Source organism: Nocardioides sp., from assembly GCF_030149505.1.
In the GTDB taxonomy this organism is placed as follows: Bacteria; Actinomycetota; Actinomycetes; order Propionibacteriales; family Nocardioidaceae; genus Nocardioides.
Map to the genome: position 1 here is coordinate 1 of NZ_JASBRN010000006.1, position 21,809 is coordinate 21,809.

Sequence of the window (21,809 nt, forward strand, 5' to 3'; positions counted from 1 at the left end):
GGCTCATCTGATGCTTCCGTGGGTGGTTGATCGCGTCTGAATGGCCGCACGCCGTTCCCGCTCTAGGTTTCTGGCTTGTCGAGAGTCAGGAACCACGGAACGGAGAACGGCGTGCGAAACGCCAGCCTATGGCGCGCCCTCTTGGGCGTCGAGAACACCGTCATCGAGGCAATCGAGTTCAGCGAGGTCGAGGACATCGTGATCGCGCACGTGCGACCACGGCGAGCTGCTCGGGGCCGCTGCGGACGATGCGGCACCAGAGCCGCCTGGTACGACCACGGAGAAGGACGCCGACGGTGGCGAAGCCTGGATCTCGGAACAGTCGAGGTCTTCCTCGAGGCCGACGCGCCAAGGGTCAACTGCCCGGTCCACGGGCCGACGGTGCGGCATGTGCCCTGGGCGCGTCACGCGGCCGGTCACACGTTCAGCTTTGACCAGCAGGTCGCCTGGCTGGCCACCCAGTGCTCGAAGTCCGCGATCACCCAGTTGATGCGGATCGCGTGGCGGACCGTGGGATCGATCATCGCCCGGGTCTGGGCCGACACCGCCGAAGGGATCGACGCCTTCGCCGGACTGCGCCGCATCGGCATCGATGAGATCTCCTACAAACGCAACCACAAGTACCTGACCGTCGTGGTCGACCACGACACCGGCCGGCTGGTGTGGGCCAAGGCCGGACGCGACCGCGCCACCCTCGAGGAGTTCTTCGACGCACTGGAAGCCTCCGGCGAAGGCAGGTGCGCCCAGATCACCCATGTCACAGCCGACGGCGCGGACTGGATCGCGGACGTTGTGCGGCGACGCTGCCCAGCCGCGGTCCGGTGCGCCGACCCCTTCCACGTCGTCGGCTGGGCCACCGATGCCCTCGACGCCGTGCGACGAGACGCCTGGAACCAGGCCAGACGCGCGGGCCACACCCGCCCCGCCGGTTGGCAGAACGGCCGGGCGGTTACGGTCGCAACCGGACACGCTCGCGCTCTCAAGCACGCCCGCTACGCACTGTGGAAGAACCCCGAGAACCTCACCGACAAGCAGCAGACGAAGCTTGCGTGGATCGCCAAGACTGATCCTCGGCTCTACCGCGCCTATCTGCTCAAAGAAGGCCTGCGTACCGTCTTCAAGCTCCCAGCAGACGAGGCCGCCGAGGCGCTGGACCGATGGGTCGCGTGGGCACGGCGCTGCCGGATCGCATCGTTCGTCAAGCTCCAGCAGCGCATCACCAAGCACCGCGCCGAGATCCTCGCCGCCATCGACCACGGCCTATCCAACGGCCTCATCGAATCGGTCAACACCAAGATCCGGCTCATCACCAGGGTGGCCTTCGGATTCCGCTCACCCGACGCCCTCATCGGCCTCGCGATGCTCAACCTAGGCGGACACCGACCGCTGCTGCCCGGCCGATGACCCACGGATCAGTCAGAAGAGCCAGAAATCCTCGTGCGACCACAACATCACTGGCACCGGTACGGCACGAAACACCGCAGCCCCTTGAGACCATCCCCCCTCATAGGGGTCTCGATAGCGAACCGCTACTGGGGTGCACCACGTCGGGAGGTGTCACAGCATGCAGGGAAACTCCAACCAGGCGCTCTGTGCGCCGAGCGGCTGGTGGTCAGTCCTGGTCTGACATCAACAGCAGCCGCACGTGCCCCAGCGCGCGTTGAAGCACGCCCACCAGTGCGTGCCGATCCAGCCCGGAGAGCTCGTGCGCTGCGTCCTGGTGGGTCGCGGAGTCGTAGGGACCGAGCTCCGCGGCTGTCTCGATGCAGCCGCCGACCAGCTGGAGGACGGAGGCGGGGAACTCGTAGGTCGTGCCGATCGAGTGCTCGTCGCCGGCGAGGATGATCTCCAGGCACGGCGCCTCCGATTCCGCGTCCCACACCTCCTCCACCACGACGGGTCGCATGAACAGCACCATCAGGAGCGTCGCGAACTCCTCCAGCTCGTCGATGTCCATCACCGAGAGCAGGTGCTCGACGTCGCTGGCTTCGGTCTCGAAGCGTGAGTCCAGGATGCCGTCATCCTCGGCCATTCAGACCTCCTCGAGCCGGCTCAGCACCGCGCGATGGGTGCCGCCGCTGTAGGCGACCACGCGGACCTCACGGACCCGGGTCCTTGTGGTCTGCAGGGTCGTCACGGCGGCGTCAATTGCGTCGTCCAAGGGCCAGGCGTAGACGCCGGCGCTGATGAGGGGGAACGCGACGGTCTGGGCGCCGAGCTCGTCTGCGACCTCGAGGCAGCGGCGGTAGCAGGAGACGAGCAGGTCGCGGTCGGTCTCGCCGCGGCCGTAGTTGGGGCCGACGGTGTGGATGACCCAGCGGGCCGGCATGAGGCCGGCGGTGGTCCAGCCGGCGTCGCCGGTGGCGAGGCCGTGGGGGAAGCGGCGTACGCAGTCGGCGAGGACGTCGGGGCCGCCGGCTGCGTGGATGGCGCCGTCGACGCCGCCTCCTCCGCGCATGCGGCGGTTGGCGGCGTTGACGACCGCGTCGACGTCCTGGGTGGTGATGTCGCCGCAGACCGCCACGACGTCGGCGTACGACATGGTCACCAGCTCTCTCTCGTCACGGGTTCGCCGCAGGCGGGGCAGAGGACGCTCTCGCTCGGTTGGCCGGGCTCGGTGCGGCCGCGGGTGCCGCAGGAGTCGCAGACCCACCGTTCGCGTTCCATGGCTGCATCTTCGACCACGGCACCGACAACGCGCCTAGGTTGACGCCATGGCGCGCTGCATCCCGGAGGAGCCGACGTTCGTCACCGAGTCCGAGCGGCAGGTGTGGGAGCGGCTGCGCGACGGGCTGCCAGGCGACTGCGTGGTGATGGCCAACGTCCGGCTGACCGACGAGGTGAAGGACCACGAGATCGACCTGCTGGTGCTGATCCCGGAGGCGGGGTTCGTGTGCCTGGAGGTCAAGGGCGGGTCGGTGTGGCTGGAGGACGACGGCTGGTGGATCAAGCGCGGTGAGAAGGTCGAGCGGTGCGACCCGGTGACGCAGGCGCGGGAGGGCAAGCACGCGGTCAGGCGGTACGTCGAGGCTGACCCGCGGTGGGGCAGCCGCGACCAGGTGGCGTTCTCGCACGGGGTGGTGCTGCCGCACACCGAACTGCCCGAGGGGTTCTCGGTGCCGGAGCTGCCGCGGTGGGGGTTCCACGACCGCGGTGACATGGCGGACCTGCCGGAGCGGGTGCGGACCAACGGGTGGGGGCTGGCGCACGGGCGCTGGACGCCCAACCACGACGACGTCGAGCTGGTGGCGGAGATCCTGGCGGGGCGGTCGCGGCCGGCGTACGACGTCAACGCCGACGCCGAGGAGCGCGCGGCGACCGCGGACCGGCTGACGCAGGAGCAGATGGTGATCCTGCAGGTGACCCGGATGCTGCGCCGGGTCGAGGTGCGCGGGGGTGCGGGCAGCGGGAAGACGGTGCTGGCGCTGCAGAAGGCCAAGGACCTCACCCGCGGGGTGGGGGAGGGCGCGCGGCGCGAGCGGGTGGCGCTGGTGTGCTACTCGATCGGGTTGGCGGAGTACCTCAAGCGGGTCGTGGCGGGCTGGGACCGGCGGCACCGGCCGGCGTTCGTGGGGACGTACGAGGAGCTGGGCCGGCTGTGGGGTGTGGAGATGGGGTCCGAGGACGACCCGGCGTTCTGGGAGTCCGAGCTGCCGCGGCTGATGGCCGAGCAGGCGGCCGGGCTGGCCGAGGGGCACCGGTTCGACTCGGTGGTGGTCGACGAGGCGCAGGACTTCGCCGACTCGTGGTGGGCTGCGGTGCTGGGTGCGCTGCGGGACGAGGAGGCCGGTGGGGTCTTCGTGTTCAGCGACGAGAACCAGCGGCTCTTCGCCCGGTTCGGCCGGCCGCCGGTGCAGCTGGTTCCTCTCGTGCTGGACCACAACCTGCGCAACACCAAGCAGATCTACGACGCGTTCGGGCCCTTGGCGCCCTCGCGCATGCAGGCGCGGGGTGGGTCGGGTGCGGAGGTGCGGTTCGTGGCCGCGGCCAGCGAGGACGCCATCGACGTCGCGGACTCCCAGGTCGAGGCGTTGATGGACGAGGGCTGGGACCCCGACCGGATCGCCCTGCTCACCACCGGCCACCGCCACCCGGAGCAGACCGCGCAGGTCCAGCGGCACGGCAAGGTCGCCTACTGGCGGTCGTTCTGGGAGGGCGAGGACGTCTTCTACGGCCACGTGCTCGGCTCGAAGGGCCTCGAGCGCGCGTGTGTCGTCCTGTGCGTCAACGAGGCCGGAGAGCGGGACCGGGCGAGGGAGCGGTTGTACGTCGGGATGTCCCGCGCCACCGACGTGCTCGTCGTCGTGGGCGATCCGGAGGTCGTGCGCCGGATCGGTGGGGACGAGGTCTCGCGGCGGCTGGGGATCGGGGTGTGAGTCGCTCGTCAGTCGTCGATGCAGTCCACGCCGAGCTCCTGGCAAGCCGAGAGCAATCGCTTGTGTCGCGTCCACAGACGAGCCCCGGGGACCAACGCGACTGAGCCGAGCAGGTGCGCATCGACGGCACTCAACCCCCGGCCCCCAAGCCTGCGCTGCTCGACCAGGGTGAGCACCTCGTCGTGCAAGACGGTGGGGAAGCGCCACAGCTGCGCGAGCAGGTCGAGGACCTGTGCTCTGTCCTTGATCGAGCCGAGAGCCAGCTCCTGGGTCACTGCCGGGTGTTATCCCACGTGCTCGTCGACCAGGTGGTCCACGAGCGCGGGCTCGGCCCGGTGGAGATGATCGATCCAGATCGAGATGTCGACCAGGATCACGCGACGCCGTGTCGTCGCCGGGGGGCGCTGCTGGCGTGCGGGTCCGAGCCACCCAGGGCGGCCAAACGTCGGGCACTCTCGACTCGAACGAGGGTCTTGAGGCCGTCCCTGAGCAGGGTCTCGCGATCGGTGATCCCAGTCAGCTCGCTTGCCATGGCCAACAGGTCGTCGTCGATCGTGACTGTGGTGCGCAGGATGTCCACCTCATCACAGAGTGCATCGATCGATGCTCTCATCATGACACGACATGTGGCTCCCCTGAGGAGCGCGTCCTAGGTGCCGAGGGCGCGAATGCGGTCTCGCGTCGCCTCGTAGGCAGCAACTCCGTCGCGGTGGGGAGCAGGCACCCTGATGACGGGTGGGTGGCCCATCGCCGGGGTCGCCAGGTCTCGAAGGGCGTCGTGGTACGCGCGCTGACGTTGGCGGCCGCCCTCGCCGAAGGCGACCGCCGCCTTGCCGGCCCTGTACCTGTCCGACCGTGGTGCCCAGTCCCGGCACAGCTGCCTGTAGATGTCCTTGTCGAAGCCGAGCGGCCACTCTCGCGGGTACAAGCTGAGTGACAGGAGCCGATGACTGGTGAAGTGCTGCGACTCGTCGATCTCGATGAAGGTGCCGGTCGGCTCGTGGACGAAGTCCCCCGGTAGGGAGACCAGGCGCTTGGCAGCCTGGGCAATGGGATCTCCGCCGAGGGCCAGAAAGATCTCACCGAGCACGCCACGGATTTCTGCGGCCTCTCCGGGTAGCCCGAGATGGCCGCGTTGGTTGAGCCAGGGGACTCTCGCGCGGCTCAGCAGCACCCCGTCCGCCTCGGCAGCAGCAGCGAAGGCTCGTTCACAATCACCCACGGGCATGGGGACAGCCCATCACGCCGGGGCGTCGGGCGGGGCAGAGACGGTCGATGCAGCCGGGACACTGGTCCCTCAGTCGACCCGAGGAGAACCCATGCACGAGCCACTGCGCGAACCCCTGTACGGCGGTCGCGTCGGTGTCAAGGTCGGCGACTCCGTCCAAGGCACCTGGGCGCTGCCCACCTACGACCACGTGTCGGTCGGTCGACTCCCGCGCTCGGGCATCCACATCCCCAACAGCTGGGTGCCGAGCCGCCTGTGCCGGTTCCTGCCGTGGGAGCAGGGGTGGCTGGTGCAGCTGGGCCGGGCTCGTGCGGTGGTGCGCAGCAAGTACCTCGACGACGTCACGTTCCGTCGGCGCAGCATCGTCGCGCTCCAGCCAGGCAGGTCGCGGATCAGCTTCCCCGAGCTCGACGACCACCTGCAGCTGCTCGTGGTGATCGGCGCCGGTCAGGGGGAGGGGCTGGCGGTCGCCCAGGACCAGCGCGAGCTCGAGGAGGAGACCGGCCGCACGGCGTACGCCGCGAGCCGGGTGGAGCTGACCGACAAGCAGCGCCGCGTCGTGGCGGTGACGTTCCGGCATCTGATGGTCCGCGAGCCGACGCCGCCCAACCTCGCCGCGGCCGCGGCGGCTCGGCTGGGCATGAGCGAGGCCAGCGTCAAGGTGATGCTCGGGAGCGTGCGGGAGAAGGTGAACAAGGAGCGCTGGTTGGACCTCGAGAAGAACGACCAGCTCGGCTCGTACCTCGTGCAGCTGACCCGCACGATCACCTGGGCCGACCTGCCTCCCGAGCTCCAGTGAGCCGCTTACCCGGGTAAGGGCCCGTTGCGGGCGCCTCGGCGCACTGTTCTCCCGTCGGCCCACCCGGGGCCGGAGTGAGGAGGCAGCGATGATCGAGCTGCACGTGGGCCGCGGGGTGACCCGGGGCGCGATGACGGTGTTCCCGCTGTGGAGCGCCACCAGCGGCTACCGCCGCTACACGATGGGCGGCAGAGGGCTGCACGTCACCGAGTCGCCGGAGGGGCCGCAGGTCGGCACGCTGATGGTCGGCAACGTCGAGGACCGGCCGGCGCTGGTGCTGGAGGGCCAGCTCTTCGAGGGCGGCTGGCAGCACCGGATGGCGCGGCAATCGCTGATGGTCGGCGTGCACCAGCAGGTGCCGGTCGAGGTGGCGTGCGTCGAGCAGGGGCGCTGGGGCGGCACGTCGTCCCAGAACTCGCGGGGACGCCGGGCGACGCCGTACGTCGCGGACGCGGTGCGCCGTGGCCGCGACGTCCAGGGGGAGGTGTGGCGCCGGGTCGCCGAGCACACCCGCGGCTTCGAGGGCCTGGGGACGGGGAGCTTCGTCGACCGGCTCGACCTGGCCGACGCCGAGCGGACCCAGTGGGCCGACTTGAGGCCGCTGCCGGGGCAGTCGGGCGTGCTCATCGGGATCGGCGGGCAGCCCTACGTCGCGGAGGTCTTCGACTCCTCGTGCCGGCTGCGGTCGCAGCTCCCGGGCCTGCTGGAGGCGGCTGCGCTGGACGCGCGGTTCGCGCCCGCCGAGGCGACGCCGGGTCGCCGTGCGCGACGGTTCGTCGAGCGGCTGGACCGGGTCCGCCCCCGGCGTACCGAGCCCGCCGGCATCGCCGAGCGCGTCCGCGGCGCCAGCGAGCACCTCGACGTCGCCGTGCTGCGCTGGCGGGACGCGCCGGTGCACACCCGGGTCACGCACGTGCGGCACCCTCTCCTCGTGGGGGCAGGACGATGAGGCTGACGAGCGCGCAGCACGACCGCGCGTGCGGCGTCCTGCTTGCCTCGGCGGTGGGCGACGCGCTGGGCGCGGGCTACGAGTTCGGGTCGGCGGCGTACGACGGGTGGCCGGCGATGATCGGCGGCGGGCTCGGCGGTTTCGCGCCGGGGGAGTGGACCGACGACACCGCGCAGGCGGTCGCCATCGCACGGGTCGCCATGACCGGCGCCGACCTGCGCACGACTGAGGCGCTCGATGCGATCGCCGCAGGCTTTCTCGAGTGGTACGCCGGAGATCCGGCCGACGTGGGCATCCAGACCTCCCACGTGCTCGGCCTGGCCGGTCGCGACGCCACCGCAGCGCAGCTCACCGCGGCCGCGGCGACTGTGCACGAGCGCAGCGGCGGCCGGTCGGCCGGCAACGGTTCGCTGATGCGCACCGCTCCCGTGGCCCTGGCACACCTCGACGACCCGGCCGCGCTGGTCGAGACCGCTCGGCTCGTGAGCGCGCTGACCCACCACGACCCGATCGCCGGCGAGGGTGCGGCCCTGTGGTGCCTGATGATCCGGCACGCGGTGCTGCACGGGGAGCTCCCGACGGCCGACGACGTCCTGCCAATGCGGGACGGCGCGCAGGCCGACTGGGGCGCGATCCTCAACGAGGCAGAGACGAAGCCACCGTCGGCCTTCACCGAGAACGGCTGGGTCGTCGGCGCGCTCCAGGCCGCCTGGTCCGCGATCACGCACACCCCCGTGCTCGAGCCGATGCCGTGCCGCCACCTCCAGGACGCGCTCGCCACCGCGATCGGCATCGGTCACGACACCGACACGGTCGCCGCGATCGCCGGCGCGCTGCTCGGCGCGCGTTGGGGTGCGAGCGCGGTGCCGCAGGAGTGGCAGGCACCGCTGCACGGCTGGGGCCTGCCGCTCGCCGGGCATGCGGCGGGTGCGTCCGCGCTGGTCGCGGCGGCGACGCTGACCGTCGGCGGCGGCCGGCCCGACGGGCGCGGGTGGCCGACGGCCGCGCGGGTGGAGTACGGCGAGTGGGAAGCCGCCGGCACCTGTGTCCCGCACCCGCTGGTTCGCGACGTGTGGATCGGCGACGCTAGAGGCCTCGACCGGCTGCCGGCCGAGGTCGACGCGGTCGTGAGCCTGTGCCGAGTCGGCCCTGACCAAGCGCCAGAGCTGGTCAGCCACCAAGTGCGCCTGCTCGACTCCGTCCCGGACGACAACCCCAACGTCGACTTCGTCATCGACGACGCCGCCCGCACGGTGCTGCGGCTGCGCGACGCCGGGCACCGGGTCTACCTGCACTGCGTGGCCGGTCAGAGCCGAACGCCGACCGTGGCTGCCCGGGTGGCGGTGCTCGACGGCGTACCCCTCGAGCGCGCGCTGCGCGAGGTCACCGCCGTCCTCCCCGGCGCCCGGCCGCAGGGCTGGCTGGTCGAGGCCCTGACGCGTACGGGCGCACCCTCCGGCGGTGGGCCGGGTCCGAGGTGATCAGTCAGTCGCGGGACGCTCAGCCAGACCGCTGCCGTCGAGGAACTCCAATGCCTTCTCGACAGCGGCGAGCTTCCCGCGCAGCGTCTTGAGCGTTGCTGCTCCGTCGTCGGAGTAGGCGCCGAGACGGGACAGCTCACGACGAACCTCCGTAGCCATCTCGACCAGCCCGACCCGGAGGTCCGCCGGCGCGTCGAGGCCGCGCTTCTGACGGGCGATCGCGTCGGCCAGGGACAGGGTCAGCACGGCCTCGACCTGCTGCAGGGTCGTCCCGCCGCTGGCCAGGGCGACGGCCACGCTGCTGCTGCCGGCGCCGACCATGGCGCCTGCGGTCATGAGCCCGCCGATCATCCCGCCCGGTCCGAAGGCGGCGAGTGCCGACGTGACGGCGGCGGCCCCGGCTACGCCGGGAGCGGCGGCGAGGGCCAGCCCGCCGGTGGCCGCGATGAGGAGGGCGCCGCCGACCCCCAGCAGCACCCATTCCAGACCGCGGCCGCCGCTGCGCAGGGACTTCTCCGCGGCGCGGTAGGCGTCGAAGACGTCGCGACCCAGTCCACTGCCCAGCCCCATCGAGACGGTGAGGTCCTCCAGGGCTCGGCGGCGTACGTCGGTGTCGACCTTGACCTCGAACGGCATGAGCAGGTTGGTCGCGCAGATGCTGAGCAGGTGCTCGAGCGCCGTCTCGGAGTCCAGGGACGAGATCGTGGCCGGCGTCGGCACGCCGACCTCCGGGACCAGGTCGGCGATGGCCGAGGGGACGCGCTTGCCCTGCTGGAGGTAGGTGTCGATGACCTGGCGCGCGACGCGCTCCTGCACCACACGGAGGGCACCTTCGTAGCGCGCCTGGCGCTCGCCCTCCAGGTGCTCGTGTACGAAGTGGGCGTACCGCAGGGCGAGGAGCAGGCGGATCTCGACCGCCTCGAGCGGGACGTCGGGCGTCCGCTCGATGACGGCCAGCTCGGTGGAGGTGGAGCCGAAGACACCGTGACCGATCGCCTGGGCGACACTCGGGTGGCCCAGGTAGGCCGCCGAGCCGTGCCGGAACATCGGCAGCCGGAGCCGCTGGTCGAGGGTCCACGGGAACGCCGACGACGCGCCGCGATGGGTGGTGACCACGTCACCGTCGCTCCAGAAGTTGACCCACCAAGCGAGGTTGGCGGGCGGCCGCGGCAGCAGGTCCTTGAGCTTGCCGGTGTGGAACTCCGGGTGCGCGATCGGGCTGCCGATGGTCACCAGCCCCGCCACCTCGACCTCCGGGGGCAGGCGTCGCAGGAGGTCGAGCGCGATCACCGAGCCCAGGCTGTGACCGACGACCACGATCCGCCCCGAGGTGGGGAGCCGACGCAGCACGAGGTCCAGCGTGCGGGCCCGTGTCTGCTCGTCCTTGAGGTAGCGGCTCGCCTGGACGAGCCGGTCGAGGTTGAGACCGAGGTCCACGACGCTGTTGCCGAAGGTCCAACCGGCGCCGGGATCGTGACGCTCCAACAGCTCCTCGAGACGCGCGGTGCGGCGCTCGACGTCGCGCTGGAAGGCGCGCCCCGCCGACCCGCCGGGGCAGTCGACTCGGGTCGGCGGCAGCTTGACCTTCTCGTCCCCAGGGAACCTCAGGGTGTGGGGGTACTTCGGCGCCACGATGTCGACGCCCTCCAACCCCGCCAGCCCCACGGCGCGCAGCGACCCGTCCAGGACGGACCACCAGGCGTCGTCCTCGTCGCCGTCCCCCACGCCGTGGAGGTAGACCAGGGTCACACCGTCGCTCATGGGGCATCTCTACCAAAACGTCTGGATACCGCCTTCGCCTGAGACGGTGCCGAGCCACGAAGTGCGCATTCCGGACCTCGTCGACCAGATCCTGGCCCACTTCGACGTGGCCTGACCGCGCCGACGTGTCACCCTCACGGCGTCAGCATCAGCGCCCTGAAGGCAGCTCGATCTCACCGGCACGGATGCGCTGCCACCGGTCGAGCGCCACGGCGTAGTCGGCCAGGGCGCGCGCGTGCTCGGCGTCGTACGCCGCCTGCTGGGCGATCTTGTCGACGTCGGCCTTCGCGCGGCGGGCTGACCACGCCGTGTAGGCGGGGTTGGGGATCTTCCGTGCCTGGGAGCCGTAGCGCTTGATGCAGTCGGTCCCGACCCGGTGGCGCTGGCTGTTCGGGTTGGTCAGCGGACGCCCGCACTTCACGCATCGGTAGGACATATCCCAGACCGTCGAGCTGGGTGGGAAGCCCACCCAGTCACGTGAGGCCTTCTTCAGCCTGGGCTTCCGAGGCTTCTTGCCCGCTCGTCGACGGGCCTCCGCCCGCTCCTTCCTCGTCAGCCGCTGCGTCTGTCCCTTCGGCTCGCGGGGCAGGGGAGGGGGTGACGAGGGTGTCGTCGCCTGTCTGGAGCGCTCGGCCGTCTCCCACGGCGCCGGGGGTGTCGCAACGACGGGCGCGGCTTCGCCACGTGCTCGGGCGTAGAGCTGGCGTCCGTTGGGATCGAGCTCGGAGCCCCAGAGCGTCTTCGTGCCGAGCGACGTGCGCAGCCGTACCCCGCTCCGCGCACCCTGCGGCGCACGCACGACCTCCAGCGGGAACGGCTCCCGGACCACCCGAGCGCGCACAGCACCCTTGACCAGGAGCAGCGCCCGATCGGTGAGGACTGCCTCGACCCAGATGTGAGCGCTTACCGCGTAGCGGGCCTTGGGGATCTCGCCCGGCTCCAAGGCGTCGATGAGGGCGCGGCGCATGCCGTCGTCGTGCAGGCCGTTCTCGCCCTCGAGCCTCGCCAGCGGCGTCCCCTCGAAGCGCGTCTTCACTCCGGCTCCGCGGCCGCGGCCTCGTAGAACGCATCGGCGAGAGCCAAGATCACGCTGTTGACCCCCGGACCATCGCTGAAGAAGTAGTCGGCCATCGTGTTGTGGGCTCCCTGGTTGTCGATGACGGCGTCGGTGACAGCGGCCTGGAAGTCCTGCGACTCGAGGAACTGCTTCTTGGAGTTGACCTGCGTCTGCTTCACCAGGTCGGGGTAGAGCAGGAGTCGCTCGACCAGCCCCTGGACGAACTCACGGATCTGCGACTGGGTGAAGGCCTCGGCGCCGAAGAGGTCGTTCATCCTGTCGATGACGACCTGCAGCGCGACGTACTTCGGCTCCTTGCGCGTCCCGGTGCCGGCGCCGGTGATCCCGGCGAGCTGGCCGTCACCGACGAGCGAGATGTCGACCTGGGCGGCCTTGGTGTGCTTGACCCCGACCAGGGCGACATCGGAGAGGTCGACCTCGGCCGACCACGACTCGTCCTTGATGACGTTGTCGAGCAGTCGCAGGAAGATGGACAACATCTCGAGGTAGGGGTCGCCGTAGTCGACGATCTGGCTCATGAAGTCGTAGAGCCGGACGTAGGTGGCGATGTCCTTGCGGAACAGGTCGAGCTCGTTGAGGACGACCTTGTCGTCTGCCTCCAACGCGGTCGCGTAGCGCCGGGCGAAGTCGTCCTTCACCGGGCTGATGGCGGCCGACAGCGCGTTGTTGCCGCGCCTGGCGACGTAGACCTCGGCAGCGTGACGCACCTGGTCGTCGGTGTAGAGCCCTGACTGCGCGAGCTTGGTGGCGAGGTGGACCACGACATAGGGGTCGGTCTCGGTCTCCAGCGTGGCGTTGGTGAAGTACGGCTCGAAGGAGTCGCGGATCGCGTCGGGGGAGTTGACGAAGTCGATGACGAAGGTCTTGCGCTTCTGCTCCCCGCTCGCCGTGCGGTGGGTGCGGTTCAGCCGAGACAGGGTCTGGACGGCGGTGACTCCCGACAGCTTCTTGTCGACGTACATCGCCGAGAGCAGGGGCTGGTCGAAGCCGGTCTGGAACTTGTTGGCCACCAGCATGACCTTGTAGGTCTCGCCCTTGAAGGCGGCCGCGAGGTCTGCGCCCGCGCCCGGGTTGAGGTTGGCCTCGGTGAACTCGTCGTCCTTCGACGGCGTCGGCCCCCAGTCCGCGTCCCACGTCTCGTTGTCGTCCATCGTCACCTTGCCCGAGAAGGCCACGAGCGTCCGGTAGTCGTAGGTCGGGTCCTCGGCTGCGCGCTTGGCGATGTAGGCGTCGATCGCCTTCTTGTACTTCACCGCGGCCTTGCGGGAGTCGGTGACGACCATGGCCTTGGCCTTGCCCTCGAGCAGGTGGGCGACGTTGGCGTGGAAGTGCTCCACGATGATCTGCACCTTCTGGCTGATGTTGGTCGGGTGCAGCCGCACCCACCGCATCAGGCCCTTGCGCGCAGCGGACTCCTCGACCTCGCCGCCGGCCTCGGCCCGGCCGGCGATCTTCAGCGCGGTGTCGTAGGACTGGTAGCCCTTGAGCACATCGAGGATGTAGCCCTCCTCGATCGCCTGCCGCATGGAGTAGAGGTGGAACTCGACCGGTTTGCCGTCGGGCCCCTTGCGCCCGAACAGCTCCAAGGTCTTGTTCTTCGGCGTCGCGGTGAAGGCGAGGTAGGAGATGTTCGGGGACTCAGCCCGTTCAGCCATCTCGGCGGCGAGGATCGACTGCACGTCGACCTCGGCGCCGTCCTCGATCTCCTCAGCCTCCTCGGCGGTGAGGACCTTCTTGAGCTTCGACGAGATCTGCCCGGACTGCGAGGAGTGCGCCTCGTCGGCGATGACGGCGAACTTCCTGCCCTTGAGCGAGGCGTCCTTGCGGATCTCGTCGAGCGCATAGGGGAAGGTCTGCACGGTCACGGCGATGATGAGCTCGCCGTTCTTCAGCGCGGTGGCGAGCAGACCCGACTTCGACGTGGCGCCGGCCTTGCGGACGTCCTCGGGGCTGATGGTCGCCACGATCTTCCCCGAGCCGTCGATCTGACGGATCGCGTCCTGCAGCTGCCCGTCGAGCACGGTGCGGTCGACCACGACGATGACGGAGTCGAAGACCTTCTGGTCGTCGATGTGCAGGCGCGCGAGGCGGTGGGCGGTCCAGGCGATGGTGTTGGTCTTGCCGGAGCCCGCGGAGTGCTGGATGAGGTAGCGCTGACCGACTCCCTCCTCGGTCACGGCCGCGACGATCTCGGTGACGGCCTCCCACTGGTGGAAGCGCGGGAAGAGCATGCTCGTACGACGCACGGACGTGCCGGTGGCGACGTCCCACTCCTCCTTGGTCTCCACGATCATCAGCCGGCCGATGATCATCAGCCAGGCGTCGCGCTGCCAGATGCGCTCCCACAGGTACGCCGTCGACGACCGCCCCTTCGAGCCGGGCGGGTTGCCCGCGCCTCCGTCGTGGCCGGTGTTGAAGGGCAGGAAGTGCGTCTTGTCGCCCTCCAGGCGCGTCGTCATCGCGGCCAGGTCGTTGGAGACGGCGAAGTGCACCAGCGCGCGGTGCCCGAAGGAGAGCAGCGGCTCCCGGTGGCCGTTGGTCAGCGGGTGGCGGTCTCGCTTGTACTGCTGGACCGCCTCGTCGAGCGACTGGGTGAAGTCGGTCTTGAGCTCGACCGTCGCCAAAGGCAGACCGTTGACGAAGAAGACGAGGTCGATGCTGCGCTGGTCGGCGGTGGAGAAGTGCACCTGCCGCATCACGCGCAGCCGCATCGCGTCGTAGTGCGCGGTGGTGGTGGCGTTGAGCGAGGTCTCGGGGCGGAACTGCGCCAGCTTGAGCCGGCCGCCGCCGATGTACTGCACGCCGTTGCGCAGGATGTTGAGCGTCCCCCCGCCGTGGTCGAGCGGCTTGTCGAGCGCGGTGGTCAGCACGTCCAGGAACTTCGCTTGCGTGCCAGCCGCCTTCAGCGCCTTCTCGTACGCCGGCTGCTGGGTCGCCTCCAGCCAGGCGATCAGGTCCTCGGGGAACAGCGCCCGCTCACGGTCGTAGCCGGTGTCGGTGGGGGAGTACAGCCACCCGTGCGCTTCGAGGTACTCGCAGATCTCCGACTCAAAGACGATCTCGTGGTGATCAGCCATCGATCCACCCTAGGCCCAGGTCGCGACAGGCAGCGAGCAGCCGCTTGTCGCGTGTCCACAAGCGGGCTGCCGGGACCAGCGCCACGGAGCCGAGCAGGTGTGCATCCACGGCACTCAGGCCGCGGCCCCACAGGCGGCGCCGCTCGACCAGCTCGAGGAGCTCGGTGTGGGAGGCCACGGGGAAGCGGTGCAGTCGCTCCAGCCCGGCCAGCATCGCGCTGCGGTCCCTCAGCGTGCCTAGGGCGAGCTCCTCGATGACAGCAGGGTGGGAGCCGACCTGGTCGCGGCTCAGGTGCTGCGTGAGCGTCGGCTCGGTGGCGTGGAGGTGGTCGATCCAGACGGAGCTGTCGACCAGGATCATGCTGCGCCGTGACGCCGCCGAGGGGCGCTGCTCGCGTCGGGGTCGGACCCGCCGAGGGCGGCCAGGCGCCGGGCGCTCTCGACCCGGATCAGCGTCTCCAAGCCTGAGCGGATGAGCGCGGCGCGGTCCGTCACGCCGGTCAGCTCCGAGGCCTCTGCGATGAGTGCGTCGTCGAGCGTGACAGTGGTGCGCACGGTGCCTCCTTCTGCGGAGCATCAGTTGATGCTGAAATTGATGCTAGCCCGGATCGTTGAGGACGTCTCGATGGCGCCTCGGTCGGGACATCAATCGGTCGGCCCGAAGAGGCCTGATTCGAAGGCCTTGCGCAGTGCCTTGTCCGCGCGCATGTCCATCAACTGCTGGTGGAGCGGGTTGGACTCGGTGACGACGACGAGGACCAGCGCTGTGCCTCCGCCCTCGGCAGGCTCGACAAGGAACGTCCTGACCCTCCATCCCAGCTCGCGACCCGCGCGCCGCCCGAGCGAACGGATGCGCTTCGCGCCGTCCTGGTCCGCAGCCGGCAGGCGGTGTTCGTAGGTCCTGCGCTCCCGTAGTTCGACCTTGATCGCGTCAAGTGTCGCGGCGTCGTCATGGCTCAGCCCTGGCACGTCACGCCACGTCGTCCCGTACGTCGATCTGCCCCGTCACCGCGGCTGTGATCAAGGCCGCGCGGCGCTCTTTCGACAGCTCGATGAACCGCTCGGTCTGGGTGATCGTCTCGTCGATCTTGGCAGTCTGTTCGTCAAGACGTGCAGCGATCCGCCGCTGCTCGTCTACATCCGGAAGGTCCAGTCTGATCTGGCGCAGTTTCTCGCCAGTGAGGTGAACGAAGGACACCGAGCCGTAGTGGTTGGGGTAGAAGCCCGATTCGTAAAGTCGGAGCATCGACCAGTAGATAAATCTCGGGTCGGCGAGCGGTCCCACCCGTAGACGGTTGACCGTCTTCTGAAAGGCAACCCCCGCAGCGTCTGCCGGCAGGTAACCGGGGCGGCCGACCGTTGCGCCGCCCTCAATGAGCAACACGTCCCCGGCACGCAGGTCGAAGCGTTCCATTTCCGCATCGGAGAACGGCATCTCGTTCAGATCGGTCAGGTTGATCGAACCGTCGGCGCGCACGTCGGCCGCCCGCACATAGGGCCGGAGAGAGTCGCCATCGCGGACGGCACGGCCGGCGTCCAACATCTTCCCTAGGCTCGTGTCGCCAAGGTGCTTGATCTGCAGCTGACGCCATGTCTCGCTCGGCCGGAGATCGATATCGAGGAGTGCCTTCCGCTTCTCGCGGAGCAATGCGATCAGACGGTGCTGCTCCTGGATAAGCGTGTCGATGCGGGCCGTTACTTGGTCGAGGTAGTCAGCGATGGCGCGCTGCTCGGCGACCGGAGGGTAAGGGAATCGGATGCGGTTGATATCTCGTTGAAACAGGTGCGGAACTCCCATGCCGCCACGTAGGCGGTCGAACATCGACTGCGCATAACTGCTGGCGATAAACCAATACAGAAATCTTCCATCTAGGCCATGTTTTGGCGTCAGAACCGCGATAGAGCCGTTCACGGTGGCCAGACCTGGCAACTCGCGAACGACATTGACCGTGCCGATGGTGTTGCCATCCTTCGTTAACAGCACGTCTCCAGCACGCAGCTGTATGTCTGGGGACTCGTCGTACCGCTCCACAGTTATCTTGTTCGCCGCGGTGTATGCGATTTCCGGTCCCTTGATGTCCGGCGTGGCCAGCATCGGAACGCCGGTCTCTACATACTCGTTGGCAGTCAAGCCCTTCCAGCCGAGTCGCGCGCGTACCCAGACCTCACGTCCGACCTCGCGCTCCGACCAGTGTTCTGGGACCGTCTCGAGCCACTCCAAGTTGGTCTCACGTTTTGCGCGGGTCACCCTTCGACCTCGCGAAGAAGGTCGAGGATCCTTGCGACCTGCTTGTCGAGATCGGCGTCGATCTCTTCGAGTGACCGAGGTGGGACGTACTTGTAGAAGTGTCGGGTGAAGGGGATCTCGTAGCCCACCTTGACCTTCGTCCAGTCGACCCACGCGTCCGTGACGTGCGGAAGCACCTCGGCGTCGACGTACGCCTGGATGGTGGCGATCTTGTCGGTAGGGCCCGCGGTTGCGTCGCCGTAGGTGAAGGGGATGTTCTCGGTGTCGCGCTTCTTGCTGTCGGGCTTGGGCTTGCCCTTGCGGTCGGTGACCGGTTTGCCGTCATCATCCAGCAGCGGTCGCTCGACCGTCACGGTCCAGTAGCCGAACTCCTCCGTGCGCAACACCTTGGAGAAGTCCGGGTCGGCGTCGCGGAAGTCGGCGTACAGCTGGACGACCTTGGCGCGATCGGCATCGCTGATCTCGCGGTTCTTCGACCCGAGACTCTTGCGCATCTTCGTCCAGAAAGACGAGCCGTCGATCAGCTGGACGAGGCCCTGTCGGTCACGGTGCTTGCTGTTGTCGAGGATCCAGATGTAGGTGGCGATGCCGGTGTTGAAGAACATGTTGGTCGGTAGGGCGACGATCGCCTCGACGAGGTCGTTCTCCAGCAGCCAGCGGCGGATGTTGGACGGCCCCGACCCGGCGCCGCCGTTGAAGAGCGGTGAGCCGTTCATGACGATGCCGACGCGGCCGCCGCCGTCCTCGGGGGCACGCATCTTGTGTGCCAAGTGCAGGAGGAAGAGCATCTGCCCGTCGGAGGTGGCGGGCAGGCCGGGGGCGAAGCGGCCGTAGGGGCCGGCTTCGTCGCGCTCCTTGGTGATCGCCTTGGCGTACTGCTTCCAGTCGACGCCGTAGGGCGGGTTCGACATCGAGAAGTCGAAGCGGCGACCGACGAAGGCGTCATCGGTGAGTGTGTTGCCGAAGGCGATGTTGGTGGCGTCGTGGCCCTTGGCGATGAGGTCGGACTTGCAGATGGCGTAGGACTGCGGGTTGTACTCCTGGCCGAAGAGGGTCAGCTTGGCGTCCGGATTCTGCTGGAGCAGGTGCTCCTCGGCGAGGGCCAGCATGCCGCCGGTGCCGGCGGTGGGGTCGTAGAGGGAGCGCACGATGCCGGCCTCGGTGAGCCCGGCGTCCTGCTCGGCGAAGAGCAGGTCGACGAGCAGCCGGATGGCGTCGCGCGGGGTGTAGTGGTCACCCGAGGTCTCGTTGGCGGCCTCGTTGAACTTGCGGATGATGAACTCGAAGGCGTCACCCATGTCGGCGTTCGAGACGACGTCGGGGTGCAGGTCGATCGCCTTGAACGACGACACCACCTCGCGCAGGAGGCCCGCCTTCTCGAGGGCGAGGATCTCCTTCTTGAAATCGAAGTACTCGAAGACGTCGACGTCAGGGCTGAAGCGGTCGACGTAGTCGACGAGGTTGTCGGCGAGGCCGTCGGCGTCGGCGAGCAGGTTGGCGAAGTCGTAGTTCGAGGTGTTGTAGAAGCTCCGACCCGTAGCCTTACGCACCTCGACCTTGAGCCGGTTTGGGTTGTCGAACTTGGTCGCGAGCTCCCGCACCACCTCGCGGTCGGGCTCGAGGATGCAGTCGAGGCGTCGCATGATCGTCATCGGCAGGATCACGTTGCCGTACTGGTTGGGCCGGTAGGGCCCTCGCAGCTGATCCGCGATCGACCAGATGAAGCCTCCGAGCGTGCTCACGCGTCTCCCTCTCGCGGCCGTCGAGCCGCGCGTGCCTCCGCGGTCAACTGACCGCCCTTTGCCGGCGCCCATCTTGTCGCATCGCGGATCAGGCGTCAGGCGAGCGCGCTGTGCGCGGCCCCGTGTGCGACCACCGTGAGTCGAGATGGCCGGCGACGGCGCGTCTTATCGCCGCGGGAGTCGCGTCCGAGCGGCGCCGACCGGAGGGGCTCTGGCTGCGAGCAGCTTAGGGTGGCGGTCGTGACCGGCGTACCGACCTGGGACCAGTACATGGCGCCGTGCCTGCGGGCCCTCGAGGACGGCCAGGTGAAGCGGTCCCGCGAGATCGTCCAGGCGGCCGCAGACCTGCTCGGCGTCACGCCGGAGCAGCGGGCCATCATGATCCCGTCCGGGCAGGAGCAGTGGGTCAATCGGGGCAACTGGGCCCTGTCCTACTTGGCACGCGCGACCGCAGTGGAGCGGACGGCGCGAGGCCGCTACAGGATCACCGACGCGGGACGCGACCTGCTCGCGAAGCGCCCCGACCGCATCACCGAGAAGGACCTGCGCGCTCTCTCCGGTGACCCCAACGCACCACACACGTTCAAGGCATTCTCTGCGCCCGGTCAGAGCACGCCCGTCGCCGCTGTCGTTGCGGACGAGACCTCGAAGCTCGATCCCGAAGAGCAGATCGAGGCGGGGGTCGCGAGGATTCACGCCGACATCGCCGACCAGCTGCTGAAGCGGATCCTCGGTCAGGAGCCGGTTTTCTTCGAGCAGGCCGTCCTCGACCTGCTGATGGCGATGGGCTTCGGCGGAGCCGACGGCAAGGCCACGCGCACCCAACTGGCCGGCGACGGAGGAATCGACGGCATCGTCGACCAGGACGCGCTCGGCCTCAGTCGCATCTACGTCCAAGCCAAGCGATATGCCTCTGACAACGTCGTGGGACGGCCGGCCATCCAGGCCTTCGTCGGCGCCTTGGCCGGCAACCAGGCCAACCAGGGCGTCTTCATCACCACCAGCCGCTTCAGCGCGGAAGCGACGAGCTTCGCACAGCAGGTGCCCACGCGGATCGTGCTCATTGATGGCGAGCGGCTCACCCGGCTGATGATCCGCTACGGGGTCGGCGTCCAGGTCAAGCGCACGGTCCAGCTCGTCGAGGTCGACGAGGACTTCTTCGAGTAGCGCCTCAGCGAGACTCCCGCAGCGGGACGTCCGCGCACCGTCACGCCTCGCTCGTACCGAAACGATCCGCCAGCCGCTCGAGCGTGAACTCTTGGCGCAGCTCGCAGACCGGGTTGGGGTTGGCGAACATGCCCTTCTCCCAGTACGCCTCGTCCAGCGGCACCGACGACTCCCAACGCACGGGCACGACCCACTCCGCGAGCTCGTCGATGTCGGCGCCCGGGTGCTGGTAGGTGCCCTGGAGCGGAAGGGCGCGCAGCGGCACCCACTGGTAGTCGTCGCGCACCTCGACCTCGTCGAAGCGACGGGCCGGCCCGAGCGTCTCGCCGGCGGCGACGTAGCCGTGGCCGGGAACGTAGGCGTTGACTCGCGCCCCCGTCGGCAGGGTGCGCAGCTTGCCGGAGTAGTGCAGGCCACCGCCGGCGGAGATGAAGCCGTGGGTGCGGGCGTCGTCCCAGATCCGGCCCGGGTTGCCGCCGAAGGCGACGTAGCAGTCCTGGCCGTTCCACGACGCGCGCTTGCCCTTGCGCGTCGAGCCGCCGGGCTCGGAGTCGGTGACCAGCCAGCTGCGGGCGAGGTAGCGGCGGTCGTCGTCCTCGAGGTAGGAGAAGAAGACGGCGTTGATCGGCACGCCGAAGTCGCGCAGGTAGGCCACGATGCGCTCGGAGCTGGCGTCGAGGTCGGAGGCGACGACGGTCAGGTGCAGCTCCCCGTTGAGCTCGTCGGGCGGCGCCTCGCCGAAGGTGTCCTCGAACGCCGCCTCGAACGGCACCTCGAGGTGGTCGTTGGTGGTCGAAGGCGTCGCGATGGCGGCGCTGGGCGAGTCCCCCGAGGAGACCATCGCCCGGGTGACCGGCTTGTCTCCGGGGCACTGCACCTCCCGATCGGCGCTCGCCACGGCAGTGGGCTGTGACGTGAGTGCCCTGGTCGGAGTGCTGCGGGTGCGGGGCGACCACGGAGTCGCCCAAGCGGTGGCCTTACTCCCGCACTGAGCGGGTCCACTGGTGGGCGAGCCATCCTCGACGGCGAGCGTGGTCAGCCGAGCCGTCGCCCCACCCGACACCCGAGGTCGCGGGCTGTGTCTCTGGACGCAACCCGGCAGGATCCGGTCATGAGTCCTTGGCGGAGCCGCGATCCCGACCCGGTCAGGCCCGCCCGTCGAGGACCAGCCGCAGCATCTTCATGCACCGGTCCAGCCAGTCCGCCTCCACCCGGCCGTGCCGGAGGGGCTCGCCGAGGTAGGCGCCGACCATGAGGCTGACGACGCCCTCGGCGTCCAGGTCGGGGCGCAGCCGGCCGGCCGGCGAGTCCTCCTCGATCGGCAGCACCAGCGCCCGCTCTTGAGGCTGGAGGGCGGCTCGGAAGACCCCGGTGAAAGTGCACCGTCCGCCTCGGCCGACCGGAACGCCGGCGCACGTCGAATCCCCCTGATGCGCGAGCTTCCCGAGTGGGACTTGCAGGGCGCGACGCAGGAGCATCGACGCGACCTGCTGAACGGCGGTTCCAACTGAAGCGCCGGGCCGCCGGGTACGAGCATGGCGACAGGTCAGGGACGGCGTCGCTCCCTGCGCAGGAGGGAGCGCAGAGTCTCGGCGTTCGCGTAGCCGACACGGAGCGCGATCTCGGCGGAGGTGAGGTCCGTGGTCGCCGAGAGGTGCCGCGCTCGTTCGATGCGAAGCCGTTGCACGAAGCCGAGCGGAGTGAGGTTGAGCGCCGCACGGACTCGTCGCTCGAGGGTGCGCCGGCTGGTCCCGAGCGACTGCGCGACGAGGGCGACGTTGAACGGTTCGTCCAGGCGGGCGCGCACGAAGCGTTCGAACTCGACGACGATCGGGTCCTCGTGCCGGAGATGTTCGTAGGCGATGAAGGCCGCCTGCGACGGGCGCTCGTCGATGATGAGGAG

At 69.2% G+C, this 21,809-nt stretch carries 22 protein-coding genes; 6 read left to right on the top strand and 16 right to left on the bottom strand.

Going from position 1 to position 21,809, the window contains the following annotated elements; all coding sequences use genetic code 11:
- Window positions 1-111: 111 nt before the first annotated feature.
- On the top strand, window positions 112-1,404 hold the full coding sequence (locus Q1V71_RS00930; RefSeq protein ID WP_300639430.1) for an ISL3 family transposase: 1,293 nt from the start codon (window positions 112-114) through the stop codon (window positions 1,402-1,404).
- Window positions 1,405-1,612: 208 nt separating this feature from the next.
- On the opposite strand, the gene Q1V71_RS00935 is transcribed toward Q1V71_RS00930, so the two are convergent.
- Both Q1V71_RS00935 and Q1V71_RS00940 read right to left on the bottom strand, forming a co-directional pair.
- Window positions 1,613-2,032, bottom strand: a complete 420-nt coding sequence (locus tag Q1V71_RS00935) for a hypothetical protein (RefSeq protein WP_300639433.1) — start codon at window positions 2,030-2,032, stop codon at window positions 1,613-1,615.
- Window positions 2,033-2,542, bottom strand: coding sequence for an O-acetyl-ADP-ribose deacetylase (locus tag Q1V71_RS00940; RefSeq protein WP_300639435.1), 510 nt, complete (start codon window positions 2,540-2,542; stop codon window positions 2,033-2,035).
- A gap of 172 nt (window positions 2,543-2,714) precedes the next feature.
- Between Q1V71_RS00940 and Q1V71_RS00945 the strand changes: the two genes are divergently transcribed.
- Window positions 2,715-4,376: a nuclease-related domain-containing DEAD/DEAH box helicase gene (locus Q1V71_RS00945; RefSeq protein WP_300639438.1), complete on the top strand. Its 1,662-nt coding sequence runs from the start codon at window positions 2,715-2,717 to the stop codon at window positions 4,374-4,376.
- A gap of 8 nt (window positions 4,377-4,384) precedes the next feature.
- Here the strand turns inward: Q1V71_RS00945 and Q1V71_RS00950 are convergent, their stop codons facing one another.
- The 3 genes from Q1V71_RS00950 to Q1V71_RS00960 form a co-directional block, all read right to left on the bottom strand.
- A complete protein-coding gene (locus tag Q1V71_RS00950) occupies window positions 4,385-4,651 on the bottom strand; it encodes a hypothetical protein (protein WP_300639441.1) in 267 nt (88 codons plus the stop codon).
- Window positions 4,652-4,749: 98 nt separating this feature from the next.
- Window positions 4,750-4,956 (bottom strand): type II toxin-antitoxin system VapB family antitoxin, encoded by a 207-nt coding sequence (locus Q1V71_RS00955; RefSeq protein ID WP_300639444.1) that lies wholly within the window; start codon window positions 4,954-4,956, stop codon window positions 4,750-4,752.
- Between the two features lie 69 nt (window positions 4,957-5,025).
- Complete coding sequence (locus tag Q1V71_RS00960; RefSeq protein ID WP_300639447.1) at window positions 5,026-5,550, bottom strand: hypothetical protein; 525 nt, start codon at window positions 5,548-5,550, stop codon at window positions 5,026-5,028.
- Between the two features lie 145 nt (window positions 5,551-5,695).
- On the opposite strand from Q1V71_RS00960, the gene Q1V71_RS00965 reads away from it, so the two are divergent.
- From Q1V71_RS00965 to Q1V71_RS00975, 3 genes are all read left to right on the top strand, one after another.
- Window positions 5,696-6,403, top strand: a complete 708-nt coding sequence (locus tag Q1V71_RS00965) for a hypothetical protein (RefSeq protein ID WP_300639450.1) — start codon at window positions 5,696-5,698, stop codon at window positions 6,401-6,403.
- An 88-nt stretch (window positions 6,404-6,491) separates the two neighbouring features.
- Complete coding sequence (locus tag Q1V71_RS00970) at window positions 6,492-7,352, top strand: DUF6569 family protein (RefSeq protein WP_300639453.1); 861 nt, start codon at window positions 6,492-6,494, stop codon at window positions 7,350-7,352.
- Entirely contained in the window at window positions 7,349-8,833 is a 1,485-nt protein-coding gene (locus Q1V71_RS00975; RefSeq protein ID WP_300639456.1) for an ADP-ribosylglycohydrolase family protein, read from the top strand. Before Q1V71_RS00970 ends, Q1V71_RS00975 begins: the two co-directional genes overlap by 4 nt.
- On the opposite strand, the gene Q1V71_RS00980 is transcribed toward Q1V71_RS00975, so the two are convergent.
- The 8 genes from Q1V71_RS00980 to Q1V71_RS01015 form a co-directional block, all read right to left on the bottom strand.
- A complete protein-coding gene (locus Q1V71_RS00980) occupies window positions 8,834-10,594 on the bottom strand; it encodes an alpha/beta hydrolase (protein ID WP_300639459.1) in 1,761 nt (586 codons plus the stop codon).
- A gap of 148 nt (window positions 10,595-10,742) precedes the next feature.
- Window positions 10,743-11,630 (bottom strand): DUF6011 domain-containing protein, encoded by an 888-nt coding sequence (locus tag Q1V71_RS00985; RefSeq protein ID WP_300639462.1) that lies wholly within the window; start codon window positions 11,628-11,630, stop codon window positions 10,743-10,745.
- Window positions 11,627-14,749: a DEAD/DEAH box helicase family protein gene (locus Q1V71_RS00990; protein WP_300639465.1), complete on the bottom strand. Its 3,123-nt coding sequence runs from the start codon at window positions 14,747-14,749 to the stop codon at window positions 11,627-11,629. The genes Q1V71_RS00985 and Q1V71_RS00990 overlap by 4 nt, the downstream gene beginning before the upstream one ends.
- Window positions 14,742-15,110: a type II toxin-antitoxin system VapC family toxin gene (locus Q1V71_RS00995; RefSeq protein ID WP_300639467.1), complete on the bottom strand. Its 369-nt coding sequence runs from the start codon at window positions 15,108-15,110 to the stop codon at window positions 14,742-14,744. Before Q1V71_RS00995 ends, Q1V71_RS00990 begins: the two co-directional genes overlap by 8 nt.
- Entirely contained in the window at window positions 15,107-15,304 is a 198-nt protein-coding gene (locus Q1V71_RS01000; RefSeq protein WP_300639470.1) for a type II toxin-antitoxin system VapB family antitoxin, read from the bottom strand. Before Q1V71_RS01000 ends, Q1V71_RS00995 begins: the two co-directional genes overlap by 4 nt.
- A gap of 90 nt (window positions 15,305-15,394) precedes the next feature.
- Complete coding sequence (locus Q1V71_RS01005; RefSeq protein WP_300639473.1) at window positions 15,395-15,718, bottom strand: hypothetical protein; 324 nt, start codon at window positions 15,716-15,718, stop codon at window positions 15,395-15,397.
- Between the two features lies 1 nt (window position 15,719).
- Window positions 15,720-16,997, bottom strand: a complete 1,278-nt coding sequence (locus tag Q1V71_RS01010) for a restriction endonuclease subunit S (RefSeq protein WP_300639476.1) — start codon at window positions 16,995-16,997, stop codon at window positions 15,720-15,722.
- Window positions 16,994-18,739 (bottom strand): class I SAM-dependent DNA methyltransferase, encoded by a 1,746-nt coding sequence (locus Q1V71_RS01015; RefSeq protein ID WP_300639480.1) that lies wholly within the window; start codon window positions 18,737-18,739, stop codon window positions 16,994-16,996. The genes Q1V71_RS01010 and Q1V71_RS01015 overlap by 4 nt, the downstream gene beginning before the upstream one ends.
- 240 nt (window positions 18,740-18,979) lie before the next feature.
- Here Q1V71_RS01015 and Q1V71_RS01020 point away from each other — a divergent pair, with 240 nt between their 5' ends.
- On the top strand, window positions 18,980-19,906 hold the full coding sequence (locus Q1V71_RS01020) for a restriction endonuclease (RefSeq protein ID WP_300639483.1): 927 nt from the start codon (window positions 18,980-18,982) through the stop codon (window positions 19,904-19,906).
- Window positions 19,907-19,946: 40 nt separating this feature from the next.
- Here Q1V71_RS01020 and Q1V71_RS01025 read toward each other — a convergent pair whose 3' ends face one another.
- The 3 genes from Q1V71_RS01025 to Q1V71_RS01035 form a co-directional block, all read right to left on the bottom strand.
- The gene (locus Q1V71_RS01025; RefSeq protein WP_300639486.1) at window positions 19,947-20,804 is read right to left on the bottom strand and encodes a hypothetical protein; all 858 of its coding nucleotides are present in this window, start codon (window positions 20,802-20,804) and stop codon (window positions 19,947-19,949) included.
- A 247-nt stretch (window positions 20,805-21,051) separates the two neighbouring features.
- Window positions 21,052-21,234, bottom strand: coding sequence for a hypothetical protein (locus Q1V71_RS01030; protein WP_300639488.1), 183 nt, complete (start codon window positions 21,232-21,234; stop codon window positions 21,052-21,054).
- 218 nt (window positions 21,235-21,452) lie between these two features.
- Window positions 21,453-21,809 (bottom strand): helix-turn-helix domain-containing protein (locus tag Q1V71_RS01035; protein ID WP_300639491.1); only part of this gene is annotated, 357 nt, incomplete at its 5' end.

Coding starts and splice junctions, on each gene's coding strand:
- Q1V71_RS00965 (WP_300639450.1), top strand. CDS start 5,696: ATGCACGAGCCACTGCGCGAACCCCTGTACGGCGGTCGCGTCGGTGTC.
- Q1V71_RS00980 (WP_300639459.1), bottom strand. CDS start 10,594: ATGAGCGACGGTGTGACCCTGGTCTACCTCCACGGCGTGGGGGACGGC.
- Q1V71_RS00970 (WP_300639453.1), top strand. CDS start 6,492: ATGATCGAGCTGCACGTGGGCCGCGGGGTGACCCGGGGCGCGATGACG.
- Q1V71_RS00995 (WP_300639467.1), bottom strand. CDS start 15,110: ATGATCCTGGTCGACAGCTCCGTCTGGATCGACCACCTCCACGCCACC.
- Q1V71_RS00945 (WP_300639438.1), top strand. CDS start 2,715: ATGGCGCGCTGCATCCCGGAGGAGCCGACGTTCGTCACCGAGTCCGAG.
- Q1V71_RS00990 (WP_300639465.1), bottom strand. CDS start 14,749: ATGGCTGATCACCACGAGATCGTCTTTGAGTCGGAGATCTGCGAGTAC.
- Q1V71_RS00940 (WP_300639435.1), bottom strand. CDS start 2,542: ATGTCGTACGCCGACGTCGTGGCGGTCTGCGGCGACATCACCACCCAG.
- Q1V71_RS00975 (WP_300639456.1), top strand. CDS start 7,349: ATGAGGCTGACGAGCGCGCAGCACGACCGCGCGTGCGGCGTCCTGCTT.
- Q1V71_RS00935 (WP_300639433.1), bottom strand. CDS start 2,032: ATGGCCGAGGATGACGGCATCCTGGACTCACGCTTCGAGACCGAAGCC.